19 protein-coding genes are annotated in these 23590 nt (G+C 72.3%); 13 read left to right on the top strand and 6 right to left on the bottom strand.

Annotated elements, in window-relative coordinates:
• Window positions 1-548 precede the first annotated feature (548 nt).
• Window positions 549-749 carry a hypothetical protein gene (locus ABZ807_RS27880; RefSeq protein ID WP_357164153.1) on the top strand — a complete coding sequence of 67 codons (201 nt, stop codon included), beginning with the start codon at window positions 549-551 and terminating at the stop codon, window positions 747-749.
• A gap of 727 nt (window positions 750-1476) precedes the next feature.
• Here the strand turns inward: ABZ807_RS27880 and ABZ807_RS27875 are convergent.
• Together ABZ807_RS27875 and ABZ807_RS27870 are read right to left on the bottom strand one after the other, a co-directional pair.
• Window positions 1477-1707 carry a hypothetical protein gene (locus ABZ807_RS27875; RefSeq protein ID WP_357164151.1) on the bottom strand — a complete coding sequence of 77 codons (231 nt, stop codon included), beginning with the start codon at window positions 1705-1707 and terminating at the stop codon, window positions 1477-1479.
• 659 nt (window positions 1708-2366) lie between these two features.
• The gene (locus tag ABZ807_RS27870) at window positions 2367-2492 is read right to left on the bottom strand and encodes a hypothetical protein (RefSeq protein ID WP_357164148.1); all 126 of its coding nucleotides are present in this window, start codon (window positions 2490-2492) and stop codon (window positions 2367-2369) included.
• Between ABZ807_RS27870 and ABZ807_RS27865 the strand changes: the two genes are divergently transcribed.
• Window positions 2482-3033 (top strand): transposase, encoded by a 552-nt coding sequence (locus tag ABZ807_RS27865; protein ID WP_357164145.1) that lies wholly within the window; start codon window positions 2482-2484, stop codon window positions 3031-3033. The genes ABZ807_RS27870 and ABZ807_RS27865 overlap by 11 nt on opposite strands.
• 130 nt (window positions 3034-3163) lie before the next feature.
• Here the strand turns inward: ABZ807_RS27865 and ABZ807_RS27860 are convergent, their stop codons facing one another.
• Genes ABZ807_RS27860 through ABZ807_RS27850 form a run of 3 tightly spaced genes read right to left on the bottom strand, consistent with a single transcriptional unit; the run spans window position 3164 to window position 6386 of the window.
• On the bottom strand, window positions 3164-4483 hold the full coding sequence (locus tag ABZ807_RS27860) for a M20/M25/M40 family metallo-hydrolase (protein WP_357164142.1): 1320 nt from the start codon (window positions 4481-4483) through the stop codon (window positions 3164-3166).
• Complete coding sequence (locus ABZ807_RS27855; RefSeq protein WP_357164139.1) at window positions 4480-5262, bottom strand: GNAT family N-acetyltransferase; 783 nt, start codon at window positions 5260-5262, stop codon at window positions 4480-4482. The genes ABZ807_RS27860 and ABZ807_RS27855 overlap by 4 nt, the downstream gene beginning before the upstream one ends.
• Window positions 5259-6386: a M20/M25/M40 family metallo-hydrolase gene (locus ABZ807_RS27850; RefSeq protein WP_357164136.1), complete on the bottom strand. Its 1128-nt coding sequence runs from the start codon at window positions 6384-6386 to the stop codon at window positions 5259-5261. The genes ABZ807_RS27855 and ABZ807_RS27850 overlap by 4 nt, the downstream gene beginning before the upstream one ends.
• 189 nt (window positions 6387-6575) lie before the next feature.
• On the opposite strand from ABZ807_RS27850, the gene ABZ807_RS27845 reads away from it, so the two are divergent.
• The 11 genes from ABZ807_RS27845 (at window position 6576) to ABZ807_RS27795 (ending at window position 21785) form a co-directional block, all read left to right on the top strand.
• Window positions 6576-8015, top strand: a complete 1440-nt coding sequence (locus ABZ807_RS27845; protein WP_357164133.1) for a leucyl aminopeptidase family protein — start codon at window positions 6576-6578, stop codon at window positions 8013-8015.
• Window positions 8012-8992: a hypothetical protein gene (locus ABZ807_RS27840; protein ID WP_357164130.1), complete on the top strand. Its 981-nt coding sequence runs from the start codon at window positions 8012-8014 to the stop codon at window positions 8990-8992. Before ABZ807_RS27845 ends, ABZ807_RS27840 begins: the two co-directional genes overlap by 4 nt.
• Complete coding sequence (locus tag ABZ807_RS27835) at window positions 8989-9807, top strand: CoA ester lyase (protein ID WP_357164127.1); 819 nt, start codon at window positions 8989-8991, stop codon at window positions 9805-9807. Before ABZ807_RS27840 ends, ABZ807_RS27835 begins: the two co-directional genes overlap by 4 nt.
• A gap of 1 nt (window position 9808) precedes the next feature.
• The gene (locus tag ABZ807_RS27830) at window positions 9809-11014 is read left to right on the top strand and encodes a pyridoxal-phosphate dependent enzyme (protein WP_357164124.1); all 1206 of its coding nucleotides are present in this window, start codon (window positions 9809-9811) and stop codon (window positions 11012-11014) included.
• Window positions 10998-12512, top strand: coding sequence for a serine hydrolase domain-containing protein (locus tag ABZ807_RS27825; RefSeq protein ID WP_357164121.1), 1515 nt, complete (start codon window positions 10998-11000; stop codon window positions 12510-12512). Before ABZ807_RS27830 ends, ABZ807_RS27825 begins: the two co-directional genes overlap by 17 nt.
• 10 nt (window positions 12513-12522) lie before the next feature.
• Entirely contained in the window at window positions 12523-13638 is a 1116-nt protein-coding gene (gene menC, locus ABZ807_RS27820) for an o-succinylbenzoate synthase (RefSeq protein WP_357164118.1), read from the top strand.
• Window positions 13639-14408: 770 nt separating this feature from the next.
• Window positions 14409-16022: a helix-turn-helix domain-containing protein gene (locus tag ABZ807_RS27815; RefSeq protein ID WP_357164115.1), complete on the top strand. Its 1614-nt coding sequence runs from the start codon at window positions 14409-14411 to the stop codon at window positions 16020-16022.
• Between the two features lie 124 nt (window positions 16023-16146).
• Complete coding sequence (locus ABZ807_RS27810) at window positions 16147-18123, top strand: S9 family peptidase (protein WP_357164113.1); 1977 nt, start codon at window positions 16147-16149, stop codon at window positions 18121-18123.
• The gene (locus ABZ807_RS27805; RefSeq protein WP_357164110.1) at window positions 18123-19352 is read left to right on the top strand and encodes a methylaspartate ammonia-lyase; all 1230 of its coding nucleotides are present in this window, start codon (window positions 18123-18125) and stop codon (window positions 19350-19352) included. The genes ABZ807_RS27810 and ABZ807_RS27805 overlap by 1 nt, the downstream gene beginning before the upstream one ends.
• Complete coding sequence (locus ABZ807_RS27800) at window positions 19336-20538, top strand: CoA transferase (protein ID WP_357164107.1); 1203 nt, start codon at window positions 19336-19338, stop codon at window positions 20536-20538. Before ABZ807_RS27805 ends, ABZ807_RS27800 begins: the two co-directional genes overlap by 17 nt.
• Window positions 20535-21785, top strand: a complete 1251-nt coding sequence (locus tag ABZ807_RS27795) for an amidase (protein ID WP_357164104.1) — start codon at window positions 20535-20537, stop codon at window positions 21783-21785. The genes ABZ807_RS27800 and ABZ807_RS27795 overlap by 4 nt, the downstream gene beginning before the upstream one ends.
• Here the strand turns inward: ABZ807_RS27795 and ABZ807_RS27790 are convergent.
• Window positions 21765-23402, bottom strand: coding sequence for a DUF885 domain-containing protein (locus ABZ807_RS27790; protein WP_357164167.1), 1638 nt, complete (start codon window positions 23400-23402; stop codon window positions 21765-21767). The two genes, ABZ807_RS27795 and ABZ807_RS27790, sit on opposite strands and share 21 nt — an antisense overlap.
• Window positions 23403-23590: the final 188 nt, after the last annotated feature.

Below are 23590 nucleotides of genomic sequence, written 5' to 3'. Positions count from 1 at the left end.
CGCTTGCTCAGAATCCTATCTGCGGTTGTTCGCCTCGGACATGGAACAGTTGGTGCCGTCGGGGGAGAGGTGCTTCGGGAATCTGCCGTTCCTGTTCAGCGTCAGGGACGTGCGACGGCAGGATGGACAGATCTGACGGCTGCGTGGACGCCTGCACTGTCTTGGGATATCACGATCCGCAGTGTGACGAGTCGTTCCCGAGCCATTGCATTCCTTCTGGGCGCCGTAGCTGAACAAGCCGTACGTCTCTTCACCGTAATGCTTCGGCAAAGTCTTGATCTTCGTGAGCTTCAGACGCAGACAACAGACGTCACAGTGGGCCAAGGGTAGCGACCTCCCGTGGCGGACGCTCCCGGCACCGATCGGCGTCCAGAGGGGATTTGCCACTGCATTCGCTGTAACGCTTCAGGGCTGATGCGCGGGGGAGCCATGAGCGGATGCTGCCCGAGGCCCGATCGAGGTCCCCTCTACTCAGGGACAACGTATGTTGAGTCATGCACGGAAAGTATCGATCAGAGTGCGCAGGGTCAAGTGGAGTGATGCTCTGCGTGAAGCAGGTGCGGGTGGCCTCGAGGTCCGCCCTGGCCTGGTCTGCCAGCCTGCTCGTCGGGGCTTATGACGTCGCCATGACTGTCTACCGCAGCTCCGACACCGCAGCGGTCGGGCAACTCATCCGGATCCAGGCCCTCGCCGTGGCGGTGCGAGCGCAGATCCGCGCGTTGCAGGAACATCTCGTTGCATCGCGCTGATCGGCGCTGGATGCTCTGGCGCTCGCTACCGAAGAACGCGAGCGGCACGGGTTGCCGTCAACGCCGGCCGACTGAAACTCACCAGGACCCAAGCGGTGGGCTCCAGCTTGATGCCTGCACCTTCATTTCGGTCAGTCGATAACCGAGCCAGCTGGCTGGCAATATTGGACCATACGCGGCCCGACTTCGATTCATGCTCACGCCCGGTAATGAGCGCGAGGTTGAGCCAACCCTGAACGTGCCGTAATCTATGAGCATGTGCACCCGAAATGGAGCACCGATGATACGTACAAGAGTTCGAATCCCCCCTCGGACACAGATTTGAAGCATCCCTGCTGTATCTGACGTACTGGTGGTCAAGCGTGCTTGACCACGGGGATCTCACCCTTGCGACAGCCTCGATCGTGACTGTCTGTGGTGGGGCTGATCGCCATGGCTGATGTCATGGTCGCCGCCCTCGTGCCTCCTGTGAGGCTGTCGGAACGAATCCGCGAGGACGGCCGGCGACCAGACGGATCGCTACGCCGTCCGCCATTGCCGCTGCCAGGTTTTCCGACGCCACGCGTGGGTGTCATGGTGTATGGCTTGGCCGCCATCGACATCAGTGGCCGAATCGCCGATCGGGTGATCGTCCACGCGCTTGGCTGGACATCGGGCACCCGTCTTCATATTCATGAAGATGCCGGACTCATCGTCGTACGCGTGAGCTCGCAAGGTGTCTTCACTCTCACTGGTCAACGCCGGCGCATGCGAGGATGGTCGACGCCTGCGTGCGGAGGAACCGGCGCCAGGTGGTGTGGTCCCGGCGTAGCGGTGCTGGCGGGATGCCCAGGTGTTTGAGGATCTGGCGGATCGTGGAGGCGCCGATCCGGTGCCTGAGGCCAAGCAGTTCGCCCTGGATGCGCTGGTATCCCCAGCCGGGATTGTCGCGGGCCATCTGCTCAACCAGGCCGGCCACGATCGGGTCGACCGGTGGGCGCCCGGCTCGGTTCGGTAGGTCCAGTGGCGGGCTACCAGGCGGCGATGCCGGCGCAGGACCGTGGCCGGGGTGACGAGCCGCTGCACCTTCAACGTCCGGGGCAGGAGTCTGATCAGGGCGGCGAGCACGGCGCGGTCCGGCCAATTCAGCCGTGGCTTCGGGTGCTGCCGGCGCAGGACCGCGTTCTCGTGACGCAAGACGAGGATCTCCACGTCCTTGGCCGCGCTGGTTCGGCTGAGGAGGACCAGCCACGAGGTGACGCGGCAGAGCACGAGGTAGATCAGGCGCAATGACACGAAGCCCGATCATGCCCCAGGCACATCGCCGGCACCACGTCCGGTCAGGCCAACGAGGGTGACGGGATTATGGAACCCCACAGGCGCAGGTAGCCGAGGTCAAAGCCCTCGCCTGCCAGTTACCGGCCGAAACCGGTACGCCGCTGTCGAGGTGGAGCGGCCCCGTCCTGGCCGCCGAAGCCGTCAGCCGGGGCATCACGGCGGCGATCTCCGCGTCCACGATCCGCCGGATCCTGGCCGCCGACACGCTCAAACCCTGGCAGCACCAGTCCTGGATCTTCATCCGTGACCCGGACTTCGCCGCCAAGGCCACCCGGGTGCTCGACCTCTACGCCCCCGCACCTACCAGGGCATTGCGCTCGGCCCGCACGAGTACGTCATCTCCAGCGACGAGAAGACCAGCATCCAGGCCCGCTGCCGCTGCCACCCCACCCTGTCACCCGGCGCCGCCCGCACGATGCGGGTCAACCACGAATACCAGCGTCAAGACGCCCTGACCTACCTGGCCGCCTACGACGTCCACCAGGCCCGTGTCTTCGGCCACTACTCGCCCAAGACCGGCATTGTCCCGTTCATGACCCTGGTCGAACAGGTCATGACCCAAGAACCGTATGCCTCCGCGGAACGGGTGTTCTGGGTGGTCGACAACGGCTCGTCCCACCGCGGCCAGACCGCGGTCGACCGCCTCACGAAGCGGTTCCCGAACGCGGTCATGGTCCACACACCGGTCCATGCCTCGTGGGTCAACCAGATCGAGATCTACTTCTCGATCGTCGGGCGCAAAGTTCTCACACCCAACGACTTCACCAGCCTTGACCAGGTCGAAGACCGACTCACCGCCTTCGAGCAGCGCTACAACGCGACCGCCCAGCCGTTCAGATGGAAGTTCACCCCGGCCGACCTCGAGGACCTCATAGCCCGGATCGAGCGACACGAACAGAAAGAGCAGAACCCCCAACAGCCCTCCGGCTGCGACCACCAGCCTGCCGCACCGGCCCTCGCTACATAACCCCCGAAGGACTTACGGACCGGACCACTAAGCCTCGCAGTCCGGCGTGGCCGAGGAGTGACAGCCCGGCAACGCGTCCTGCTCAGCGTGGACGCCCACCGTACGCAAGGTCGGGAAGGTTGAACGCGGATCATACCGTGCGCAGGAAGTCATCCAGCACGTCCAGGCCGCTGCGCAGGGACGCGATCGGCACGCGTTCGTCGACGCCGTGCATGCCGGTTGGCGTGCGGCCGTCGGGGTCCTCGCTGAGCGGGGCGAAGCCGAAGCCCGCCATCCCCAGCTCGGCGAACGGCTTGGCGTCGGTACCGCCGCCCATGCAGAACGGGACGATCACGCCGTCCGGGTCGTGGCGCAGGACCGACGCGGCCATCGCGTCGTACCAGGCGTTGTCCCAGCCGGCGCCGATCGCGGGGCGGTAGGACAGGAATGACCGGGTGACGGACGGTCCCAGCAGCTCGTCGATGATGGCGAGCTGTTCGTCCTCGGTGTCGGGCAGCGAGCGTACGTCGATCTCGGCGTGCGCCTCGCCCGGCACCACGTTGAACTTGTAGCCGGCGTCGAGCACGGTGACGTTCGTCGAGCAGCGCAGCGACGGCTCGACGTACTCGCGCAGCGGCCCGATCCGGTCGAGGACGGCCTCGACGCCCTCGTCGGAGGAGAGGTCGGCGTCGAGGCCGAGGGTCCGCACGGCGGTGTCGAGCAGCCGGCGCACCGGTGGCGTCAGGGTCAGCGGCCACCGGTGCGCCGAGATCCGGGCCAGGCCGGTCACCAGGCGGGCGACGGGGTTGTCCGGGTTCGGGCGTGACCCGTGGCCCTCCGTACCGGTCGCGCGGACGCGCATGTGGAGGGAGCCACGCTCGGCGACGGCGATCGGGTAGAACCGCCGTACGGTCCCGTCGGGCGCCCGTACCGGTACGGCCCGCCCGCCCGCCTCGCCGACGGCGGCGGTGACCCCGGCGAAGAGCTCGGGTCGGTTGCGTACCAGCCACTCGGCGCCGAGGGCACCGTCCTCCTCCTCGTCCGCGACGAAGGCGAAGACCACGTCGCGTCGTGGGACGGTCGCGTCGGCCGCCCACCCCAGCAGGGTGGCGAGCATCATCGCGACCGCGTCCTTCATGTCGGTCGCGCCGCGGCCCCACACGTACCCGTCCGCCACCCGGCCCTCGAACGGCGCCACCGTCCACCGCTCCGGCTCGGCGGGGACGACGTCGAGATGCCCGTGGACGAGCAGGCCAGGGAGCGACCGGTCGGCGCCCGGGACCCGGAGGACGACGTTGGCCCGGGTCGGCTCGGACTCGATGATCTCGGGGTCGTACCCCGCCCCGCGCAGGAGGCCGGTGACGTACTCGGCCGCGACCAGCTCGCCCTTGCTGCCGGCCTTGCCGTAGTTGCTGGTGTCGATCGCGATGAGGTCGGAGCAGATCGTCACGACGTCCGGGTGGTCTGTCATCGTTCTCCTGCCTTGGGTGGGTAGGTAATCAGGTAGCCGTGCCGCCGGTCGAAGGCGGCGATCTCGGCGCCGCAGCCCAGGGCCCCGGCCAGCACGTCCCGGACGTGGGCACGCCAGGCCCGCGCGAGGCGGGGGTGCTCGACCCGGACCCGTTCGATGTCCTCGGGAACCGGGACGAAGGCGGGCCCGCCGGTCCACGGCGCCGCCCGGAGCGCGTCGTCGCGGACCGTGATCAGCGGCGGATGGTCGCCCCCGGGCGGCGCGACGGCGGCGGGGGAGAGCAGATCCCACTCGACGAACAGCCGGTCGCTGGCCTCGCCGCGGTTGAGCCCGTCGTGCATCGGGCCGTAGAAGTCGGGCAGGTACTCCGTCGCCCGGGCGCCGAGCTTGACCAGGTTGAAGTACGCGTTGCGGCAGACCAGGGGGTCGAACGTCCAGGTGATCGAGCCGATGTCGTGGCGCAGCGCCCAGTCGCGCTGGTGGCATTTGAGCAGGTAGCCGACCTGCTGGGCGCGGTACTTCGCCTCGACCCCGGTGATGTGGCTGTGCAGGGATCCGTTGTGCGGCGCGAGGAACCCGACCGCGGCGCCGGCCAGGTGCTCCCCGACGAACGCGACGGCGACGTAGTTGCCGGTCATGCTGAAGGCGCGCAGCAACGCGACGGTGATCTGGCTGGAGTCGGGCGCGCCGTCCCAGACCCGGTTGAAGAGGGCGGCGATCGCCCCGAAGTCGGCGAGCCCGGCCGCCTCGCGGACCGATACCGCATGCTCCGGCGTCATCGCGGGGCCTCGCCGAGCAGGTCGTCGAGCAGCGCAGTCAGCAGGGCGAGGCGGTCGCCGAGCCGGGCCACGTCGACCCACTCGTGGCGGGCGTGCGCCCCGCCGCCCACCCCGCCCAGGCCGTCCAGGGTCGGCACCCCGGCGGCGGCCGTGAGGTTGCCGTCCGATCCGCCGCCGGCCGCGACACCGGCGAGCGGGCCGATGCCCAGCCGATCCGCTACGGCGCGGGCCCGCTCGAACAGCCCGGCCGTCATCGTGGCCTCGAGCGGCGGACGGTCGATGCCACCCTTTACCTCGATGGTGACGTCACCGTTCGCCGGCGCCAGGCCGCGGATCGCGGTGTCGACCCGCCGCAGCTCCTCGGTGGTCCGGGCACGAACGTCGATCGTCAGCGTGGCCCGGTCCGGCACCGTGTTGACGGCCGTACCGGCGGAAGCCATCGTTGGCGTCACGCTGGTCCCCGCCGCGTCGTCGGCCAGCGCGGCGATGGCGCCGACGGCGGCGCCCAGCCCGACCAGCGCGTTCGCGCCCAGGTGCGGTTCCAGGCCGGCGTGGGCCGCGCGCCCGGCGAAGGTCAGCTCGTAGTGGGCACGGCCCTTGCGCTCGGTCTTCAGGGCGCCGGAGTCGTCGCCGGCCTCCAGTACCAGGACCGCGGCGCAGCCCCTGGCCTCGTCCTCGATCAGCTCGCGGGAGGTCGGGGAGCCGAGCTCCTCGTCGCCGGTGACCAGCAGGGTGACCCCGGACGGGTCGTCGAGCGCGGCGATGGCGTGGAAGGCGAGGGCGAGGCCCACCTTCATGTCCAGGCACCCGGGCCCGCGGATCCGGTCGCCGGCCGTGAAGGGGATCGTGTCGATCGTGCCCAGCGGCCAGACGGTGTCGTGGTGCCCCAGCACGAGCACGCGAGGTGGTTCCTTTCCCCACCGCCAGCGCAGGTGGGTGCGGCCGGCGGTGACGATCGGCTCGGCGGGGCGGCCCAGGATCTCCTCGCCGACCCGCGCGACGCGGTCGGCGCTGCGGGCGACCGCGGCGAGGTCGGTGGAGGGTGACTCGCAGCGGATCATCCGGGCCGACGCCGCGACGACGCCGGCGACCCGGGATCGGGAGCCGACGGACGGTGCGTTCATGGGGTTTTCCTCCGGCGCTTTGGACGGCGCCGCCAACGTTTCATCGGGTGGGGTGGCGACTCTTGTGGCCCGACATGAAAGGCGGCCCCGAGGTTGGGCGTCCGACACCGACGGCGGCCGTCGCCGCCGGTTTAGCCTGCTCAAACGGCACGGGTCGCAGCGGGCGGCCCGCGTGTTCAGGAGGACTAGGTGACGGAACGGGTGGCGGACGTGGTCGTCGTGCCGGTCGGGACCGGTGGGGCGGTGCCGGCCCCGGTCGCCGGCTTCCTCGCGGAGGCCGGCGTCGATGTCGACGTGCACGCGATCGGGGCTCGCCTCGGCCGGGCCGAGCCCGGCGACGTGGCCCGGGTCCCCATCCTCGACGGCCCCGACCTCGTCTACGTGACCGTCGGCGATCCCCGGCCGGGTCTGGCGTTCGACCACGTGCGGGCGGCCGCGATGGCGGCGGCCCGGCGCTGCGGATCCGTGCCGGCGGTGCTCGACGCGATCGGGTGCTGGGACGCCGACCCGCACTGCGCGGTCGCCGCGGCGGAGGGCTGGACCCTCGGCACGTACCGGTACCGCCCAGACTGGACCGTCGCCGACCTGCTCGCCCGGCTCGACCCCGGCCCGCATCGGCGCGGGGGACCGGAGCATGCCGTACGGGAAGGGGTCGCGCTCGGCGCGGCCGCCAACCTCGCCCGGGACCTGATCAACACGCCGCCCGGCCAACTCGTCCCGGCGCGGCTGGCGACCGTGTGCCAGGAACTCGGCGAGGCGCTCGGGTTTGAGGTACGCGTACACGACGCCGCGACGCTGGAGCGCGAGCAATTCGGCGGCATCGCCGGCGTGGGCCGCGGGAGCGTGCATCCGCCGTGCCTGATCGAGCTGCGACGCGGAGGCGACGGCCCTCACACGGCGCTCGTCGGCAAGGGCATCACCTTCGATGCGGGCGGCCTGTCGCTCAAGCCCACCCGGGGTATGCTCACCATGAAGGCGGACATGGCCGGCGCCGCCGCCATTCTCGGCGCCCTCGTCGCGCTGGCCCGCCTGGGCTCCGACGCGCCGGTGCGGGCCTACCTGCCGTGCGCCGAGAACATGCCGGGCCCGGATGCGGTCCGGATCGGGGACGTCTTGCGCCATCGCGGTGGCCGGACCGTCGAGGTGACCAACGCCGACTGCGAGGGACGGCTCGTGGTCGCGGACGCCATGGCGTACGCCGTGGAGGCCGGCCCTGCCGCGATCGTCGACCTGGCGACGCTGACCTCGGTCACCGGCCTCGGCCCCGACATGTGGGCCGGCTTCGGCACCGACGACGCCCTGCTGGCGCGGGTGCTGGCCGCCGGCGGCGCGGCCGGCGAGCCCGGGTGGGCGATGCCGATGTGGGAGCCCTACCGGGCCACCCTCGCCTCCGACGTGGCGGACACCCGGAACTTCGACCCGGACGCGCCCCAGCCGTACGGCGCCATCACCGCAGCGCTGTACCTCGAGCCGTTCGCGTCCGGCGTGCCGTGGGCGCACCTCGACCTCGGGCTCACGGTGATGCGCCCGGCCGCCGACGCCCGGTGGGCCGCGGGCGCTAACGGCCGCGGGGTGCGCCTGCTCACCCGCTACCTGACCGCCGGCGCGCCGGAACTGGAGGACGCGTGAGCGTCGTGGACGGTCCCTGGTTCGACGACCTCGCCGTCGGCGACACCTTCACCGCGCCGGCCGTCACGCTGGATGCCGGGCTCCAGGCCCAGCACCGGGCGATCCTCGGCGACCGGCTCCGGCTATGCCTCGACGAGACGCTCGCCGAGCGGGTCACCGGGCGCGCCGGCCTCGCGCATCCCGGCGTGGTCTGGGACGTGGCCGTCGGCCAGTCGAGCGTCGTGACCCGCCAGGTGGTGGCGAACCTTTTTTACCGGGGGCTGCGGCCGCGGGCGACGCCGTACCTCGGCGACACCCTCGTTACCTCGACCGAGGTCGTCGCTCTCCGCCGGGTCCGGTCCCGGCTCGACCGGCCCGAGCGCGGCAAGGCGGTGCTGAGCATCGTGACCCGGGACCAGACCGGACGTGTCATCCTCGCGTTCGACCGGTGCGCGCTGCTGCCCTGCCGCGACGGGACCGGGCCGGCCCAGGAGGCGGGCCCCGACGTCGACGGCCTCTTCACCGCACCGTCCGTGCCGGACGTGGCGACGGCCCCCGACTGGCTCGCGCAGTGGTCGCTCGAGCCGCTGGCGCGCTCGCCCGGCGGTCCGCTCGCGGCCGGCGACACCTTCGAGCTAGCGGCCGGCGACGTCGTCTCGAGTGCGCCGGAACTGGCGCGGCTCACCGTCAACATCGCGGCGGTGCACCACGACGCGGAGGCCGCCGGCGGCCGCCGGCTCGTCTACGGCGGGCACACGATCGGGCTCGCGCTCGGCCAGACCTGCCGGATGGTCCCGGGGCTGGTGACCGTGACCGAGTGGTTCGCGTGCGACCACGTCGCGCCCGTCTTCGAAGGCGACACGGTGCGCAGCCGCGTCACGGTGCGAGGCGTCACGCCCTACCGGGACGGCACCGCGATCGCCGTGCTCAACACCCAGGCGTCGGTGGCCGGCCGCGGAGCCGTCCTCGACTGGACCTTCGCGGCGCTGGTCGCATGAGCACCGTACGAGGCCCGGCCTGGCTCTTCGTCCCGGGCGACCGCCCGGAGCGCTTCGCGAAGGCCGCGAGCGCCGCCGACCAGGTCATCTGCGATCTGGAGGACGCCGTGGCGCTGGCTGCCAAGCCGGCGGCCCGGGACCACGTCGCGGGCTGGCTCGCCGCCGGCGGATCTGCCTGGGTACGGGTGAACCCGGCAGGATCACAGTGGCATGCGGACGACCTGCGCGCGCTGGTCGGCTGCGCGGGCCTGCGGGGCGTGGTCGTGCCCAAGGCCGAGTCGGCGGCGGACCTGCAACGCGTGTGCGACCTGCTCCCGGTGCCGGTGGCGGCCCTCGTCGAGTCCGCCGCCGGCGTCGAGCGAGTCGCCGAGATGCTCGCCGTCGAACGGGTGGAGCGGCTCATGCTGGGCACTGTCGACCTCGCCCTCGATCTCGGCTGCGAGCAGGAGTCCGACGTCGTCAGGCAGGTCCGGAGCCGGCTGGCGCTGGCGTCCCGCGCGGCCGGTCAGCCCGCGCCGGTGGACGGGGTGACCATGGCGCTGCGGGACTACGACGCCACGTTTGCCGACGCCGGGCGGGCGCGCCGCGAGGGCTACGCGGGCAAGCTCGCGGTCCATCCGGTCCAGGCCGGCGCGATCCGGGCCGCCTTCGCGCCTTCGCCCGAGGAGGTGTCCTGGGCGCGCGAGGTGATCGCGGCGGCCGGGCAGGGTGCGGTCGCAGTCGGGGGCGTCATGGTCGACGCCCCGGTCGTCGAGCGCGCGCGCCGGATTTTGGCCGGCGCGGCCATCGATGAGAAAAGGGGAACTGGGGACTGAGATGGCCCACTTCGAGAGTAACGTCCTGTGGAACCCGGCGTGGTCGGCCCTCGACGGCTGGGCGGAACGCCCTCCGGACGCGGTCGAGCACTTTCACCGATCGATCCCGGGATTCGCCGAGTCCGCGCTGGTGCCGGCGTCGGCGATCGCCGACCAGGTCGGCGTCGGGCACGTGTTCGTCAAGCACGAGGTCGAGCGCCTCGGCCTGCCGTCGTTCAAGGTCGTCGGCGCGAGCTGGGCCGTCGGCGTGGCGATCGCCGATCACGTCGGCCGCGCGCCCTTCCCGACGTTCGACGCGCTCGCCGAGGCGGCCGGCGCCCTGCGCGCCTCGATCGTCGTGACGAGCGCCACGGATGGCAACCACGGCCGCGCCGTCGCGTACCTGGCGCGCAGGCTGGGCCTGAACAGCCGGATCTTCGTGCCCGCGGACATGGCCGAGGCACGCGTCGATGCGATCCGCGGCGAGGGCGCCGAGGTCGAGGTGGTCGTCGGATCGTACGACGACGCCGTTCGCCGGTCGGCCGATAGCGCGGAGCGGGACCGGCCCGACGGTCTGCGCGAGCTGCTCGTCTCGGACACGTCGTGGCCCGGGTACACCCGGATCCCCGAGGCAGTGGCCGCCGGCTACTCGACGATCTTTGCTGAGACCCGGCGCCAGCTCGCCGCGGCGCTCGGCCCGGACGCTTCGATCGACCTGGCGCTCGTCCCGGTGGGCGTGGGCGCGTTCGCCTCGGCCGCGGTCCGCAGCCTCGCGAGCGGGTCGTGCAGCGTCGTCACCGCCGAGCCGGCGGCGGCCGACTGCCTATGGCAGTCCCTGGCGGCCCGGGAACGGGTGACGGTGCCGGGACCGCACGAGTCGACGATGGCGGGGCTCAACTGCGGCGAGGTCTCGCTGGTGGCATGGCCGGCGCTGCAGCGGGGCGTCCGTGCCGCCACCCGGGTCTCCGACCTCGAGGTGGCCGCGGCCGTCCGCGACCTCGCCGTGCTCGGCGTCGCGACCAGCGAGAGCGGAGCGGCCGGCCTGGCCGGTCTCCGGCGGCTGCGGCTCGACTCGCGGGCGGGCTCGCTGCTGCGGCCCAGCTCCACGCTCGTCCTCTTCGATACCGAGGGGGTCACCGATCCGGCCGGATACGAGGCCGTCCTGGCCGGATCGTCGACGGCGCGGGGTCGTACCGAAGAAGGGTCGGGTCATGTCGCGGGTCGATGAGCTCATCGCGTACCTCTGCGAAGCCGTTCCCCGCGAGGCGAGGTCGCGGGAGATTCCGGGGGTCGCCGTAGGGTTGTGTGATGCCGACGGCGTCCTGTGGGCCGAGGGATTCGGCAGCGGCATCGGCGTCCGCACCATGTTCAGCGTCCAGTCGACGTCGAAGCTGGTCACCGCGACCGGCGTGCTGCTGGCCGTGCAGGAGGGCCTGGTCGACCTCGACGAGCCGATCCTGCGCCACCTGCCGGACTTCACCGTGCACAGCGACTTCGAGGAGCGGCCCGAACGCCGGATCACACTGCGCCACCTGCTGACCCACACCGCCGGCTTCACCCACGAGGCGCCGGTCGGGTCCAACTACGAGGTCGGCGACGCCACGTTCGAGGAGCACCTCGCCAGCATCCCCGAGACCTGGCTGCGGTTCCCCGTCGGCCACCACCACGAGTACTCCAACCTCGGGATCGACCTCGCCGGCCAGGCGGTGGCTACCGCCGCGGGGGAGACGTTCGCCGAGTTCATGCGCGGGCGGCTGTTCGAGCCGCTCGGTCTCACCCGGTCGACGTTCGACTTCGGCGCCTTCGACGGCGACGAGGACCGGGCGATCGGGCACTCCCGCACGTTCGCCCGCGCGGGTCGCGACGTGCCCCGGCGGGTGCCGATGGTGCCGTCGGGCGGTCTCTACACCAGCGTGGCGGATGTACTGCGCTACCTGCGATTCCAGTTGCGCGAGGGCGACGGCGTCCTGCGGCCCGAGTTGGGCCGGCAACACCTGGACTTCCTGCGGCTGACCGAAGAGCAGACCCAGGGGTACGGGCTGGGACTCTACGTCGACCGCTGGGCGCCCGGGGTCCGGGTGCTGCACCACGGCGGGGCCGGCTTCGGCTTCCTCTGCCAGGTGTTCTGGCTGCCGGACCTCGGCATCGGCGGTGCGGTGCTCACCAACTCCATGGACCACGACCTGCAGAACGAGCTGGCGGCCGACATCGTCCGGCGGCTCGCGGACGGCCACGGCTCGCAGGCCACCCCACCCCCGGCGGCGACTTCGCCTCACCCGCAGGACGCGGCCGGCCGGTACGTCGGGCGCCTCGGCGACATCCGGGACATCGTCGCCCGCGACGGCGAACTTCACGGCGTCGACGGCCGGTCCGTGTTCCTGCGCGACGCGGCCGGACACGTCCGTTACCTGCTCGACGCCGCCACCGGCGATGTGCGATACCGGACCGTCGTGCCCGAGCTCGGCCCGTCGACGCTCGAACCCGGCCTGGCCGGCGAATACGAGTCCCGGGTCGGGGAGGTGCCGATGGCGCCGTACCGCCTGCGGCAGGACGGGGACCACGCCGTGATCGACCTGCCCAGCGGGGGCTCCCTCGACGACCCGATCACCCTGCAGCTTACCGCCGCCGCCCCGGGACGCTACCTGTCCGCGACCGGCGAGGTGCTGACGGTCGGCGACGCCGGCCCGGCGTACGCCAACATCCCCCTGACCCGGACCGAGGACTGAGGTGACCCCGATGGGTAAGGCATCCGCGCTGGAAGGCATCGAGATGCGGCGGCTCCGGCTGCCCCTGGTGTCGCCGTTCCGCACCTCCTTCGGCACCCAGACGACCAAGGACGTGCTGATCCTCCGCGCCGTCACCGCCGACGCCGAGGGCTGGGGCGAGTGTGTCGCCGCGCAGCACCCGCTGTACGCCTCGGAGTACGTCGACGCGGCGATGACCACCCTGCGCGACTTCCTCGTGCCCGCGCTGCGCGACCTGCCCGCCGTCGACGTCAACCTCGTCGGCGCCGCGCTGGACCGCTTCCGCGGGCACCGGATGAGCAAAGCGGCGCTCGAGATGGCGGTCTGGGACGCCGAGTTACGGGGCCTGGGGATGCCGTTGAGCCGCGCGCTCGGCGCCGTCCACACGTCGGTGCCGGCGGGTGTCTCGGTCGGCATCATGGACACCCTCGACGAGCTGGTCACCGCGGTCGGCGCCTACCTGGCCGACGGATACCGGCGGATCAAACTCAAGATCGAGCCAGGCTGGGACGTCGCGGCGGTGCGCGCGATCCGGGACGCGTTCGGCGACATCCCGTTGCAGGTCGACGCGAACACGGCGTACACGCTCGCCGACGTCGACCAACTCCGGAAACTGGACGATTTCGACCTGCTGCTCATCGAGCAGCCGATGGCCGAGGAGAACGTGCTGGGTCACGCCGAGCTGGCCCGCCACCTGCGAACCCCCATCTGCCTGGACGAGTCGATCACCTCCGCCCGGGCCGCGGCCGACGCGATCAGACTGGGCGCCTGCCGCGTCGTCAACATCAAGGCCGGCCGGGTGGGCGGCTACCTCGAGGCCCGGCGCGTGCACGACGTCTGCCAAGCCCACGACGTCCCGGTCTGGTGCGGCGGCATGGTGGAGACCGGCCTGGGCCGCGCCGCGAACGCCGCTCTGGCCGCCCTGCCCGGCATGCGGCTACCAGGCGACGTCTCCGCCTCGTCGCGCTTCTACCACCAGGACATCACCCCACCCCTCGAACTCAGCGATGGCTACATGCCAGTCCCAGAAGGCCCAGGCCTGGGCGTCACCCCCGACCCCGAAGCCCTCGCCGCAGCAACAGTTCACACCGAGTGGCTACCCCTTTAGACGCTTCCAGTTGGAGGTCTACTAGGACCCGGCCCTCCCAGGGCCTCCGCACCTTTGCCTAGCCGCGTTCGCCCGCAACGCGGCTAGGCTTGTGTCCGCCCGCGGACGCTCTCGCATCGTGGCAGTCAGTCCCGGATCACAGACGGTTTCCCGCAAGTTGGCCACGTTCCTGGACTACGGACAGAACCTCCATCAGTTGAGATTCCAGCAAGGCGCATATCGGATATGTAGCCATGTATCAGCGGCGACCGCTACCGCCCATCTCAAGAGACGGGGAGTTACTGTCCACAGCGAACGGCCGCTCACGAAGATCGACTCTAGCGGCGGTGCGGGGTGCGGCGGTGTGGGTGCGGCGGCGCGCCGGGTGGGGTCGGGGTGCGGCGGGGGCGAGGTGGGTGCGGGCGGCGCGGGCTTGCGGGCCCACCACCCACAGCAAGCTGCTGACGGCAACCGGCACGGTGCGCTCGCGCGACCCGCCACGAAGGCTGGCCCGACCGAGCACCCACCCACCGCGACCGACAAGCGCGGAAGCCAGACCACACACCCGCAAGGTGACCGCGAAAGCCCTGGCAGACACCCAGGGGCGAGTGACCCAACACCTGCCCGGAACGTGACCCCACCGTCCCAGCAAAAGTGACCCCGAAGCCCGTAGAGATGGTGCTGCCGCACCAGATGGAGTAGGCCGATGGTGCCGCGGAACAGGATCGGGCCGACCAGCCGCGGTTAGGATCATGGCTGTGGGCCGCCCTGAACAGCCGGAAGCGTCCGTCGTGGTAGACGGATCGTCTACCACGCTGGCCCGGATCCTGGAGGACGCCGGCCACACCCTGCTCCGCCCGGCGTTCGACGGCCAGGACCTCGACCGGATCGTCGACGGCCTGGTGATCTTCGACCCGGCCGACCAGGTCGCCTGGTCGCGGCGCCCCCTGGTTCTCGCCGTCGGGGTCCAGGCTGGTGAGCAGCTCACCGCCCTCAGTGAGCGGGTGGCACGCCAGGGCGGCGCGCTCATCGTCCACGAGAGCGCCGTCGCCTCGCTGGCCGGCCCGCGGACCGGCGCGCCGGTGCTCGCGCTCGGCAACGAGAACTCCTGGATCCAGCTCGCCGCGACCCTCACGCCGCTGGTGAGCGGCTCGTCCGGCCCCGCGCTCGCGGCACCGCTCGGCGGCGTCCCGACCGGCGACCTGTTCGCCCTGGCGAACGCCATCGCCGAGATCCTCGACGCGCCGGTCACGATCGAGGACCGGGACTCCCGGGTGCTCGCCTTCTCGATCCGGCAGGAGGAGGCGGACCAGTCGCGCATCGGCGCGATCCTCAACCGGCAGGTCACGCCCTGGGCCACGCAGGATCTCACCGAGCGCGGCATCTTCCGCCAGCTGTACCGCACCCAGGAGCCGCTCTTCGTCGATCCGCCCGAGAGCGGGTACGGCGGTTTCACGATGCCCCGCGTCGTGCTGGGTGTCCGGGCCGGCGACGAGATCCTGGGCTCGGTGTGGGCCGCGGTCCCCGGTCTGCTCTCGGACGAGCGGATGCGGGCCTTCCGCGAGCTGCAGGGCACGGTCGCCGTGCACCTGCTGAGCCACCGCGCGAACGCCAACGTGGAGCGCCGAATGCGTTCGGACCTTACCGCCCAGGTCCTGGCCGGCGGCCCGGAGGCGGAGGAGGTCGCGGCCCGGCTGGGCCTGCCCCGCCGCCCGATGCTGGTGCTCGCGGTCGCGCTCCCCGACGGCGAGGACGAGCCCGCACGCCTGCGCGGCGACCGCGCGGCCGAGCTGCTGCGCATCGGTGACGCGTTCGACATGCACCTCGGCACCAGCCAGCCGGGCGCCTCCGCCGCGCTGGTCGGCGACATCGTGTACGGGATCGTTCCGCTGCCCCCGGCCACCGACCCGAACTCGGACCGCGGCCAGCGGATGGCGAAGGACTTCCTCGCCCGGGTCGGGCGGCGGTCCGCCGCGGTGATCGGGGTCAGCGCCGTCGCGCCCGACGCCTACGCCCTTCCGCGGGCCCGGGAGGAGGCCGACCGCGCGCTGCGGCTGGCCCGCGGCGTGCAGCAGGGCGACCGCGTCTGCTCGACGGTCGGGCACGCGTACGAGCTGCTCATGATGGAGATGACCGACCTGGTGTCGGCGCGGGGGATGGGCCTCAGCGGACCGCTCGCCCGCCTTGTCGAGCAGGACGAGCGCCACGGGTACCTGGTGCCGACACTGCGCGCGTGGCTGGACCACTTCGGCGACAACATCGCCGCGTCGGCGTCGCTGCACGTCCACCCCAACACGTTCCGCTACCGCCTGAAGCGGGTCGCGGAGGTCTCCGGGATGAACCTGGACGACCGCGACGAGCGGCTGTCGCTGATGCTCCAGTTCCGGCTCTTCCTGCGCTCCTGACCGGCAGCCTCGTCGTGCGGCGCTACCCGGCGCGCGCGATTTCGTGCCGCCACACCAGCGCCGCCGCCCCCGGACTTGTGACGATCAGCGGTGTCCGGCACCGCCGCAAGCCCCACGATCAGCGGTGTCCGGCATCGAGGCAACCGACGAGAGGTCCGGTGTGAACCGCTATCTGACTGTCGACGACATCCGGCGGATCGACGTACCCAAGCAACCGGCGATCAGCCCGGACGGCAGCGCGGTCGCCTACGTCGTCCAGACCGACGACCTCGACGCGGACCGCGTCGAGCAGACCCTGTGGCTGGTGCCCACCGGCGGCGGGAACCCACGCCGCCTGACCGACGGCGCCGGCGACTCCGCCCCGGCCTGGTCGCCGGACGGCCGGCTGCTCGCCTTCCTGCGCACCACCGACGGCCGGCCCCAGATCTGGCTGCTCGACGTCGGGACGTGCGAGGCGCGGCAGCTCACCCGCCGGCCCGGCGGAGCGGGCGCCCCGGCGTTCAGCCCGGACGGCTCGCGGCTGCTGTTCACCGCGCCGGCCGATCCCCCGGAGTCCGAGGGCACGTGGGCGGGGGGCGCCCCGGTCGTGAGCCGTCGCCTCGACTACTACGCCGACGGCGCCGGCGTGCTGAGCGCCCCGCGGCAGCACATCCACGTCGCCGACGTCGACACGGGCGGATGCGAGCAGATCACCACCGGCGAGTGGAGCGCATCCGGGGCGGCCTGGTCGGCGGACGGCACCCGGATCGCCTTCTCCGCCGCCATGTCCGCGGACGCCGACCTCACCCGGCAATCCGCCGCGTACGTCATCGACCTCGGCGACCCCGGACGGGTCCCCCGGCCGGCGGGCCCGGAATCCGGCAGCGCCGGGCCGCTCGCCTGGACCGGCGACGGCACCCGGCTGCTGGTCTGCGGCCACCCGGAGGGGCCCGCGCGCTTCACCGGCCTGCTCCTCGTCGATCCGGCGGACGGCACGACCCGGCACCTCACCGAGCAGATGGACCGGCAGGTCATGTACGGCGCGCCCGGTTATCCCGGCTCGACGCCGCGTGTGGTGCCGGAGCTCGGGACGGTCCTGTTCTGCGTGCGCGAGGGCGGCTACGTCGTGCCATACACCATGCCCGAGACCGGCGGCACCCCCACCGCGTTGCTCGCGGCGCCCGACCAGAACGTCTCGAGCCTGAGCGTGGCCGGCACACTGGTCGCGTTCCTCGGCAGTGGGCCGGACACGTTCGGCGAGATCTACCTCCTGGAACTCACGACCGGCAAGTCGACCCAGCTGACCAACCATCGAGAGGGGCTCGGCGACCGCCGTCTCGCCCCGCGCGTCGAGCATACGTTCACCATCTCCGACGGGACGGCCGTCACCGGATGGGTCATGCGCGACCCGGACGCCAGCGGCCCGCAGCCGCTGCTGCTGGACATCCATGGCGGCCCGCACAACGCCTGGAACGGCGCCGCGGACGGCGTGCACCTCTACCACCACGAGCTCGTCGCGCGCGGCTGGACCGTACTGCTGCTCAACCCGCGGGGAAGCGACGGCTACGGCGAGGAGTTCGCCCGCGCCGTGAGTGGCCGGTGGGGCACCTCGGACGCCGCGGACTTCCTCGAGCCCCTCGACGAGCTCGTCGCCGAGGGGCTCGTCGACAACAACCGCATCGCGGTGACCGGTTTCAGCTACGGCGGCTACATGACCTGCTACCTCACCAGCCGCAGCGACCGGTTCGCCGCGGCCGTCGGCGGGGGCGTCATCAGCGATCTGCGCAGCGCCGCCGGCACGACCGACAACCGGCGCGCACTGTCGACCAGCGAGTGGGGCGGCGCGTTCTGGGCGGACGCCGAGAACTACGCGGCGATGTCGCCCATCACCCACGTGACCGACGTACGCACCCCCACGCTGCTCCTGCACGGCGGTGCGGACGTCCGCTGCCCGCTCGACCAGGCCAGGCAGTGGCACACGGCGCTGCGCGAGCTCGGCGTGGAGACCGAGATCGTGATCTACCCGGGGGCGTCGCACAACATGCTGTTCAACAGCCCGCCCCGGTTCCGGCACGACTACAACACCCGGGTCGTGGACTGGGTGACGAGGTACGCCGGCTGATGCGCGTCTCAGGGATCCTGGCGGTGCCCGGCATCGGCACCTACAGCAACGACGACCAGGCGGCGATCAAGGCCGGGGCGGTACGCGACGGCTACTTCTACGACGGCCCGGCGCTCACCCCGGGTTACCGCGCGATCCGCCAGCCCAGCGAGTCGCTGCAGGTTCTGCTCTTCCTCGACGACGACCGCGTGGCCACCGGGGTCGGGGTGTCGGTGCAGTACGCCGGCGGCTCCGGACGCGAGCCCGTCCTGCTGGCGGAGGCGGCCCGCGACCGCTGGCTGCCGGTGCTGCGCGACGTCCTGCTGGACGCGACCGTGGACTCGTTCCGGGAGACCTCGGCCCTGATCGCGCCGCTCGGGCTGCCACGTGCGGTCGCGTACGGGGTCAGCCAGGCCCTGCTCGATGCGGCCGCGCACGCCACCCGGCGCACGATGGCCGAGGTGGTCGCCGCCGAGTACGGCGGCGCCGATCCGATCGGTCCGGTCCCGCTGCTCGCCCAGTCCGGCGAGGACCGGCGGGGCGCGGTCGACCGGATGGTGCTGCGCCGGGTCGAGAGCCTGCCGCACGGGCTGATCAACAACGCCGATCAGCTCGTCGGGCCCGGCGGCCACCTGCTGCTGGACTATGTCGGCTGGGTACGCGACCGGGTGCTGGCGCGGCGCCCGGATGACGACTATCAGCCGGTGATCCACATCGACTGCTACGGCACCCTCGGCGACATCTTCCCTTCCACGGCCGAGGTGGCCGGCTTCCTCGCCCGGCTGGCCGAGAAGTGCGCGCCGTTCCCGCTGCGCGTCGAGCAGCCGGTGCGCGCGGCGTCGCGGGAGGCCCAGATCGACGTCCTCCTGCGCCTGCGCAAACACGGAGCCGGCGTCCAGATCGTCGCCGACGAGTGGTGCAACACCCACGAGGACGTGCTGGCCTTTCTCGACGCGCGGGCGGCCGACATGATCCAGATCAAGATGCCCGACGTCGGCAGCCTCGACGACGCCGTGCGGTCCGTCCTCGCCTGCCGGGCCGCGGGCGTCGCGGCGTACCTCGGGGGGTCGTGCACCGAGACCGAACTGTCGGCCCGCGTCGCCACCCATGTCGCGATGGGCGCGGGCGCGGACGTGCTGCTGGCCCGGCCCGGCATGGGCGTCGACGAGGCAGTGATGGTGACCAGGAACGAGATGGCGCGCACCCACGCGGTCATCGAGCACAGGAGCAGACGTGACCGGACTCAGTGACATCAGGATCATCGCCGTCGAGCAGTACGGCGCCGGCCCGTTCGGATCGCTGCACCTCGCCGAGCTCGGCGCCGACGTGATCAAGATCGAGGACGCGCGCACGGGCGGCGACATCGGGCGGCACGTCCCGCCGTTCGCCGAGGACGACGACAGCCTCTTCTTCCAGAGCTTCAACCGGAACAAGCGCAGCATCTGCCTCGACCTCTCGGTTCCAGCCGGGATGGCGGTGCTGCACCGCCTCGTCGAGGGCGCCGACGCGCTCATGTACAACCTGCGCGGGGACGTGCCGGACAAGCTCGGCCTCCGGTACGCCGACCTGAGCCACCTCAATCCGCGGCTGGTGGTCTGCTCGCTGTCCGGTTACGGGATGACCGGGCCACGGCGGGCGGAGCCGGCGTACGACTACGTCGTCCAGGGCCACGCCGCGTGGATGGACCTGACCGGCGACCCGGCCGGACCGCCGACCAAGAGCGGCCTTTCGCTGGTCGACTACTGCGGCGGAGTCATCGCGGCGATGTCGCTGCTGGCCGGGATCCACGTCGCCCGGCGCGACGGCGTCGGCGGCGAGTGCGACGTCAGCCTCTTCGACACGGCGATGGCAATGCTCTCCTACCCGGCGACCTGGTTCCTCACCCGGGGGCACGAGACCCACCGCAAGGCCCGGTCGGCGCACCCCTCGGTGGTGCCGTTCGGCGCCTACCCCACCGCGGACGGCTGGTTGATGCTCGCCTGCGTCAAGCCGGTGTTCTTCGAGCGCCTGACCGAGGTGCTGGGCGTCTCCGAGGTCGCCGCCGATCCCCGGTTCGCGACGCTCGCCGGTCGCCAGGCGCACCAGGCCGAGCTGGACGCGGTGCTGGACTCCGCCCTGTCCCGGCACTGCACCGACCACTGGGTCGGCCTGCTGTCGGCGGCGGGCGTGCCGTGCGGCCCGGTCAACGGGCTGCGCGAGGCATTCGAGGAGCCGCAGGCCGCGGAGCGTGGCCTGGTCGTCGACACCGACCACCCCAGCTTCGGTACGGTGCGGCACGTGCGCACGGCGGGACGCGGCTGGTGGGAGAACCCGGCGCCGGACCGCGCGCCGGGCCTCGGCGAGCACCACAACCAGATCCTCCGGGAGGAGCTCGGCATGAGCGCCGCGGAACTGGCCGACCTTGCGCGGGGCGGCGCCTTCGGCGGGGAGCGGTGACCGGCGCTCCCGCCGCCGTGGTGGCGCTCGCCGCCCGGCTGAACGCTTTCACCCAGCTGGTCGAGGACGGCATCGCGGCCGAGAAGAAAGGCCCGATGGCGGGCTGGACCGTCGCGGTCAAGGACAACATCGACGTCGCCGGGACGGTGCGCACCGACGGGCTCCGCGGCCCGCATCCGCCCGCGGCGGTGACTGACGCGGAGGTGGTGCGCCGGCTGCGGGCCGCCGGCGCGCGGATCGTCGCCAAGGCGAACCTCGAGGAGATCAGCTTCGGCGCGACCACGCAGAACGATACGTGGGGCGGCTGCCGCAACCCGTGGGACCCGGACCGGATCCCCGGCGGCTCGAGCGGCGGGTCGGCCGTCGCGGTCGCCGCGGGCCTGGTCCGGCTCGCGATCGGCACGGACACCGGCGGCTCACTGCGCAACCCGGCCGCGTTCTGCGGGGTGACCACGCTGCGCCCGAGCCACGGGCTGGTGCCGACGCTGGGCGTCACGCCGCTGAGCCCCAGCATGGACGTCGTCGGGCCGCTCGCGCGCAGTGCGGCCGAGGCCCGCGTCGCCCTGGAGGTCATGGCCGGCACGGGGTCGCGGCCGCTTCCGCCGCGCGACCTGTCCAGCCTGACCGTGGCCGTACCCGAGCAGTACTTTCTCGACGACCTGGAGCCCGCGGTCGCCGCCGGCTTCCGCGACCTGCTCGACCTGCTGGGCGCGCACGGCGCGAAGGTCCGGCGGGTGGCCCTGCGCGACGTCGATCGGGTGCACCAGGCGATGGCCTCGCTGCAGAACTCCGAGGCGATCCGCCACCTCCGGCCGTACTGGCACGACGCCCGCGTCTCCGCCGGGATCATGGGGCGGATCGAGGCGGGCCGCCGGGTCACCACCGAGGAGATCGAGAACGCGCTCGCGGTGGCCTTCGCCTGGCGGGCCCGGGTCGACGAGATGCTCGCCGAGGCCGACGTCATCGCCGTGCCGGCCACACCCTTCGTCGCGCCCGTCGCCGGGGACGGCGACCTCACCCTCGTCAGCCGGCGGATCAACCAGCTCACCGGCTGCTGGTCGCTCACCGGCCTGCCCGTCCTCGGCCTGCCGGTGTCGCCCTCGCCGGCCGGGCTGCCGGTCGGCGCACAGCTGGTCGGCCGGCGCGGCGCCGACCGGGCACTGCTCGTGGTGGGCGAAGCCGTGCAGGCGGTCAGCGACTGGCATCGCCGCCGCCCGCCCGGCGCGCTACCCGACGACGCCTGGTAGTGCCGCGGCGACGTGCGCCTCCAGCATGGGCAGTGGTAGCTGCCCGGCGCCGAGCACCACGTCGTGGAACCGGGCCAGGTCGAAGCCGGCACCCTGCCGGCGCGCCGCCTCCCGCCGGATCCGAACGATCTCGAGCCGGCCGACCAGGTAGGCCAGGGACTGGCCCGGCGTCACGATGTACCGGTCGACCTCCGCGTCGACGTGCCCCGGGCTCAGCGGGGAGTGGTCGGCGAGGAAGCGCTTGGCCCGCTGCCGGCTCCAGCCCTTGGCGTGCAGGCCGGTGTCGATGACCAGGCGGCAGGCCCGCAGCGAGTCGAACGACAGCATGCCCAGCCGGTCCAGCGGGCTGCTGTAGAGGCCCATCTCGTCGGCGAGCCGTTCGGCGTACAGGCCCCAGCCCTCGAGGAAGCCGGTGACCGTGGTGGTGCGGCGGAACTCCGGCAGCTCGGTGAGCTCGGCGGCGAGGCCCATCTGCAGGTGGTGCCCGGGCACGCCCTCGTGGAAGGCGAGGGCCTCGACCTCGTACCGGGCCCAGGCACGCGGATCGGAGACGTTGACGACGAACGTCCCGCCCCGCGAGCCGTCCTTCGGCGGAAGCATGTACTGGCCGAGCGATCCGCTCGTCGCCGCCTCGACCGCGCACGTGGCGCGCGGCAGCCGCCCGAACCAGCCCCGGGCGCGGTCGGTCGCCCGTGCCAGGGCGACCTCCGCGGCGCGTACGAGGCCGGCGGCGTCGTCGAAGTGCAGGGCCGGGTCGCCGCGCATCCGGGCCATGACGGCGGGCACGTCTGAGGTGCCGAAGACCTCCCGGCCGAGGGCGGCGTACTCCTCGTCCAGGGCCGCGACCTGGGCGAGCCCGAGCTCGTGGATACGGTCGGGGTAGAGGTCGGTGGTGGTGTGCGAGCGGACCAGGGTGGCGTAAACGCGGTCGCCGTCGTCGAGCCAGCACAGCCCGCACCGCTCGTCGGGCCGCGCGGACGGCGCGACCTCCCGCGTCAACGCGTCGGCATAGTCGGCCAGCGCGGGGCGCACCACCTCGCCGACCACCGCGCGCAGGTGATCCGTGCGCGCGGCGCGGTCGACGGCCAGCAGCGGGTCGTCGTCGAGCGGGGTATGAAGCCACTTCCGCACCCCGTCCACGGTGTCTGCCACGGCGAAGGCGACCGGGGTACGGCCGGCCGCGCGGCCCGCAGCGAGACGCTCCAGCCTGTCGCGGAGATTGCGCGCGAAGCCGCGGTACTTCTCCGGCATGGCGCCGGCCACCTCGGCGGACGGAAGCGCCAGCTTGGCGACCCGGCCCGGGAACTGGGCCACCGGCCCGAAGAGCGGGTCGACGTCGAGCTCGGCGAACCGGAGTTCAAGCACGTCGGTGCTGGTCGCGGCATGCCAGGCGAGGACCGCGCCGTCGAGCGAGGCGGGTGTGCCGTCCGGCGTACGGGCGAGCGCGGCGGCGGCATGCGCCACCTCGCGCAGCTCGCCGAGCTCGGCCGCCTCGGCCATCGCGCTGACGTCCTCGAAGTGCCCTGCCACCGAGTACTCACCGATCAGGTGCGCCCAGGTGGGCGCCGTGCGGTACCGGAGCTCCTGGTACCGCTTGCCGAGGCCTCCGATGTCCACCAACCCGGACCCCTCCGTCAAATTGACCAATGCTTCACCTGGTCGCGTACGGTCTGACGGACGACGTTAAAGTGAGGGGCGACCGTGGCGCTTGGGTCTGGCCACGATCGAGCACAGGCACCTTTGTGGGCTTGGACAAGAATCGCCGCCGCGCCGTGGCTTCAATCGTGGGTTAAATCACCCGGCGC

Origin of the sequence: Micromonospora sp. NPDC047548 (assembly GCF_040642975.1) — a bacterium.
In the GTDB taxonomy this organism is placed as follows: domain Bacteria; phylum Actinomycetota; class Actinomycetes; order Mycobacteriales; family Micromonosporaceae; genus Micromonospora.
This window is presented reverse-complemented; position numbering and strand designations above follow the sequence as displayed.

Coding starts and splice junctions, on each gene's coding strand:
- ABZ807_RS27865 (WP_357164145.1), top strand. CDS start 2,482: ATGCGGGTCAACCACGAATACCAGCGTCAAGACGCCCTGACCTACCTG.
- ABZ807_RS27860 (WP_357164142.1), bottom strand. CDS start 4,483: ATGACAGACCACCCGGACGTCGTGACGATCTGCTCCGACCTCATCGCG.
- ABZ807_RS27855 (WP_357164139.1), bottom strand. CDS start 5,262: ATGACGCCGGAGCATGCGGTATCGGTCCGCGAGGCGGCCGGGCTCGCC.
- ABZ807_RS27850 (WP_357164136.1), bottom strand. CDS start 6,386: ATGAACGCACCGTCCGTCGGCTCCCGATCCCGGGTCGCCGGCGTCGTC.
- ABZ807_RS27835 (WP_357164127.1), top strand. CDS start 8,989: ATGAGCACCGTACGAGGCCCGGCCTGGCTCTTCGTCCCGGGCGACCGC.
- ABZ807_RS27830 (WP_357164124.1), top strand. CDS start 9,809: ATGGCCCACTTCGAGAGTAACGTCCTGTGGAACCCGGCGTGGTCGGCC.
- ABZ807_RS27825 (WP_357164121.1), top strand. CDS start 10,998: ATGTCGCGGGTCGATGAGCTCATCGCGTACCTCTGCGAAGCCGTTCCC.
- menC (WP_357164118.1), top strand. CDS start 12,523: ATGGGTAAGGCATCCGCGCTGGAAGGCATCGAGATGCGGCGGCTCCGG.
- ABZ807_RS27805 (WP_357164110.1), top strand. CDS start 18,123: ATGCGCGTCTCAGGGATCCTGGCGGTGCCCGGCATCGGCACCTACAGC.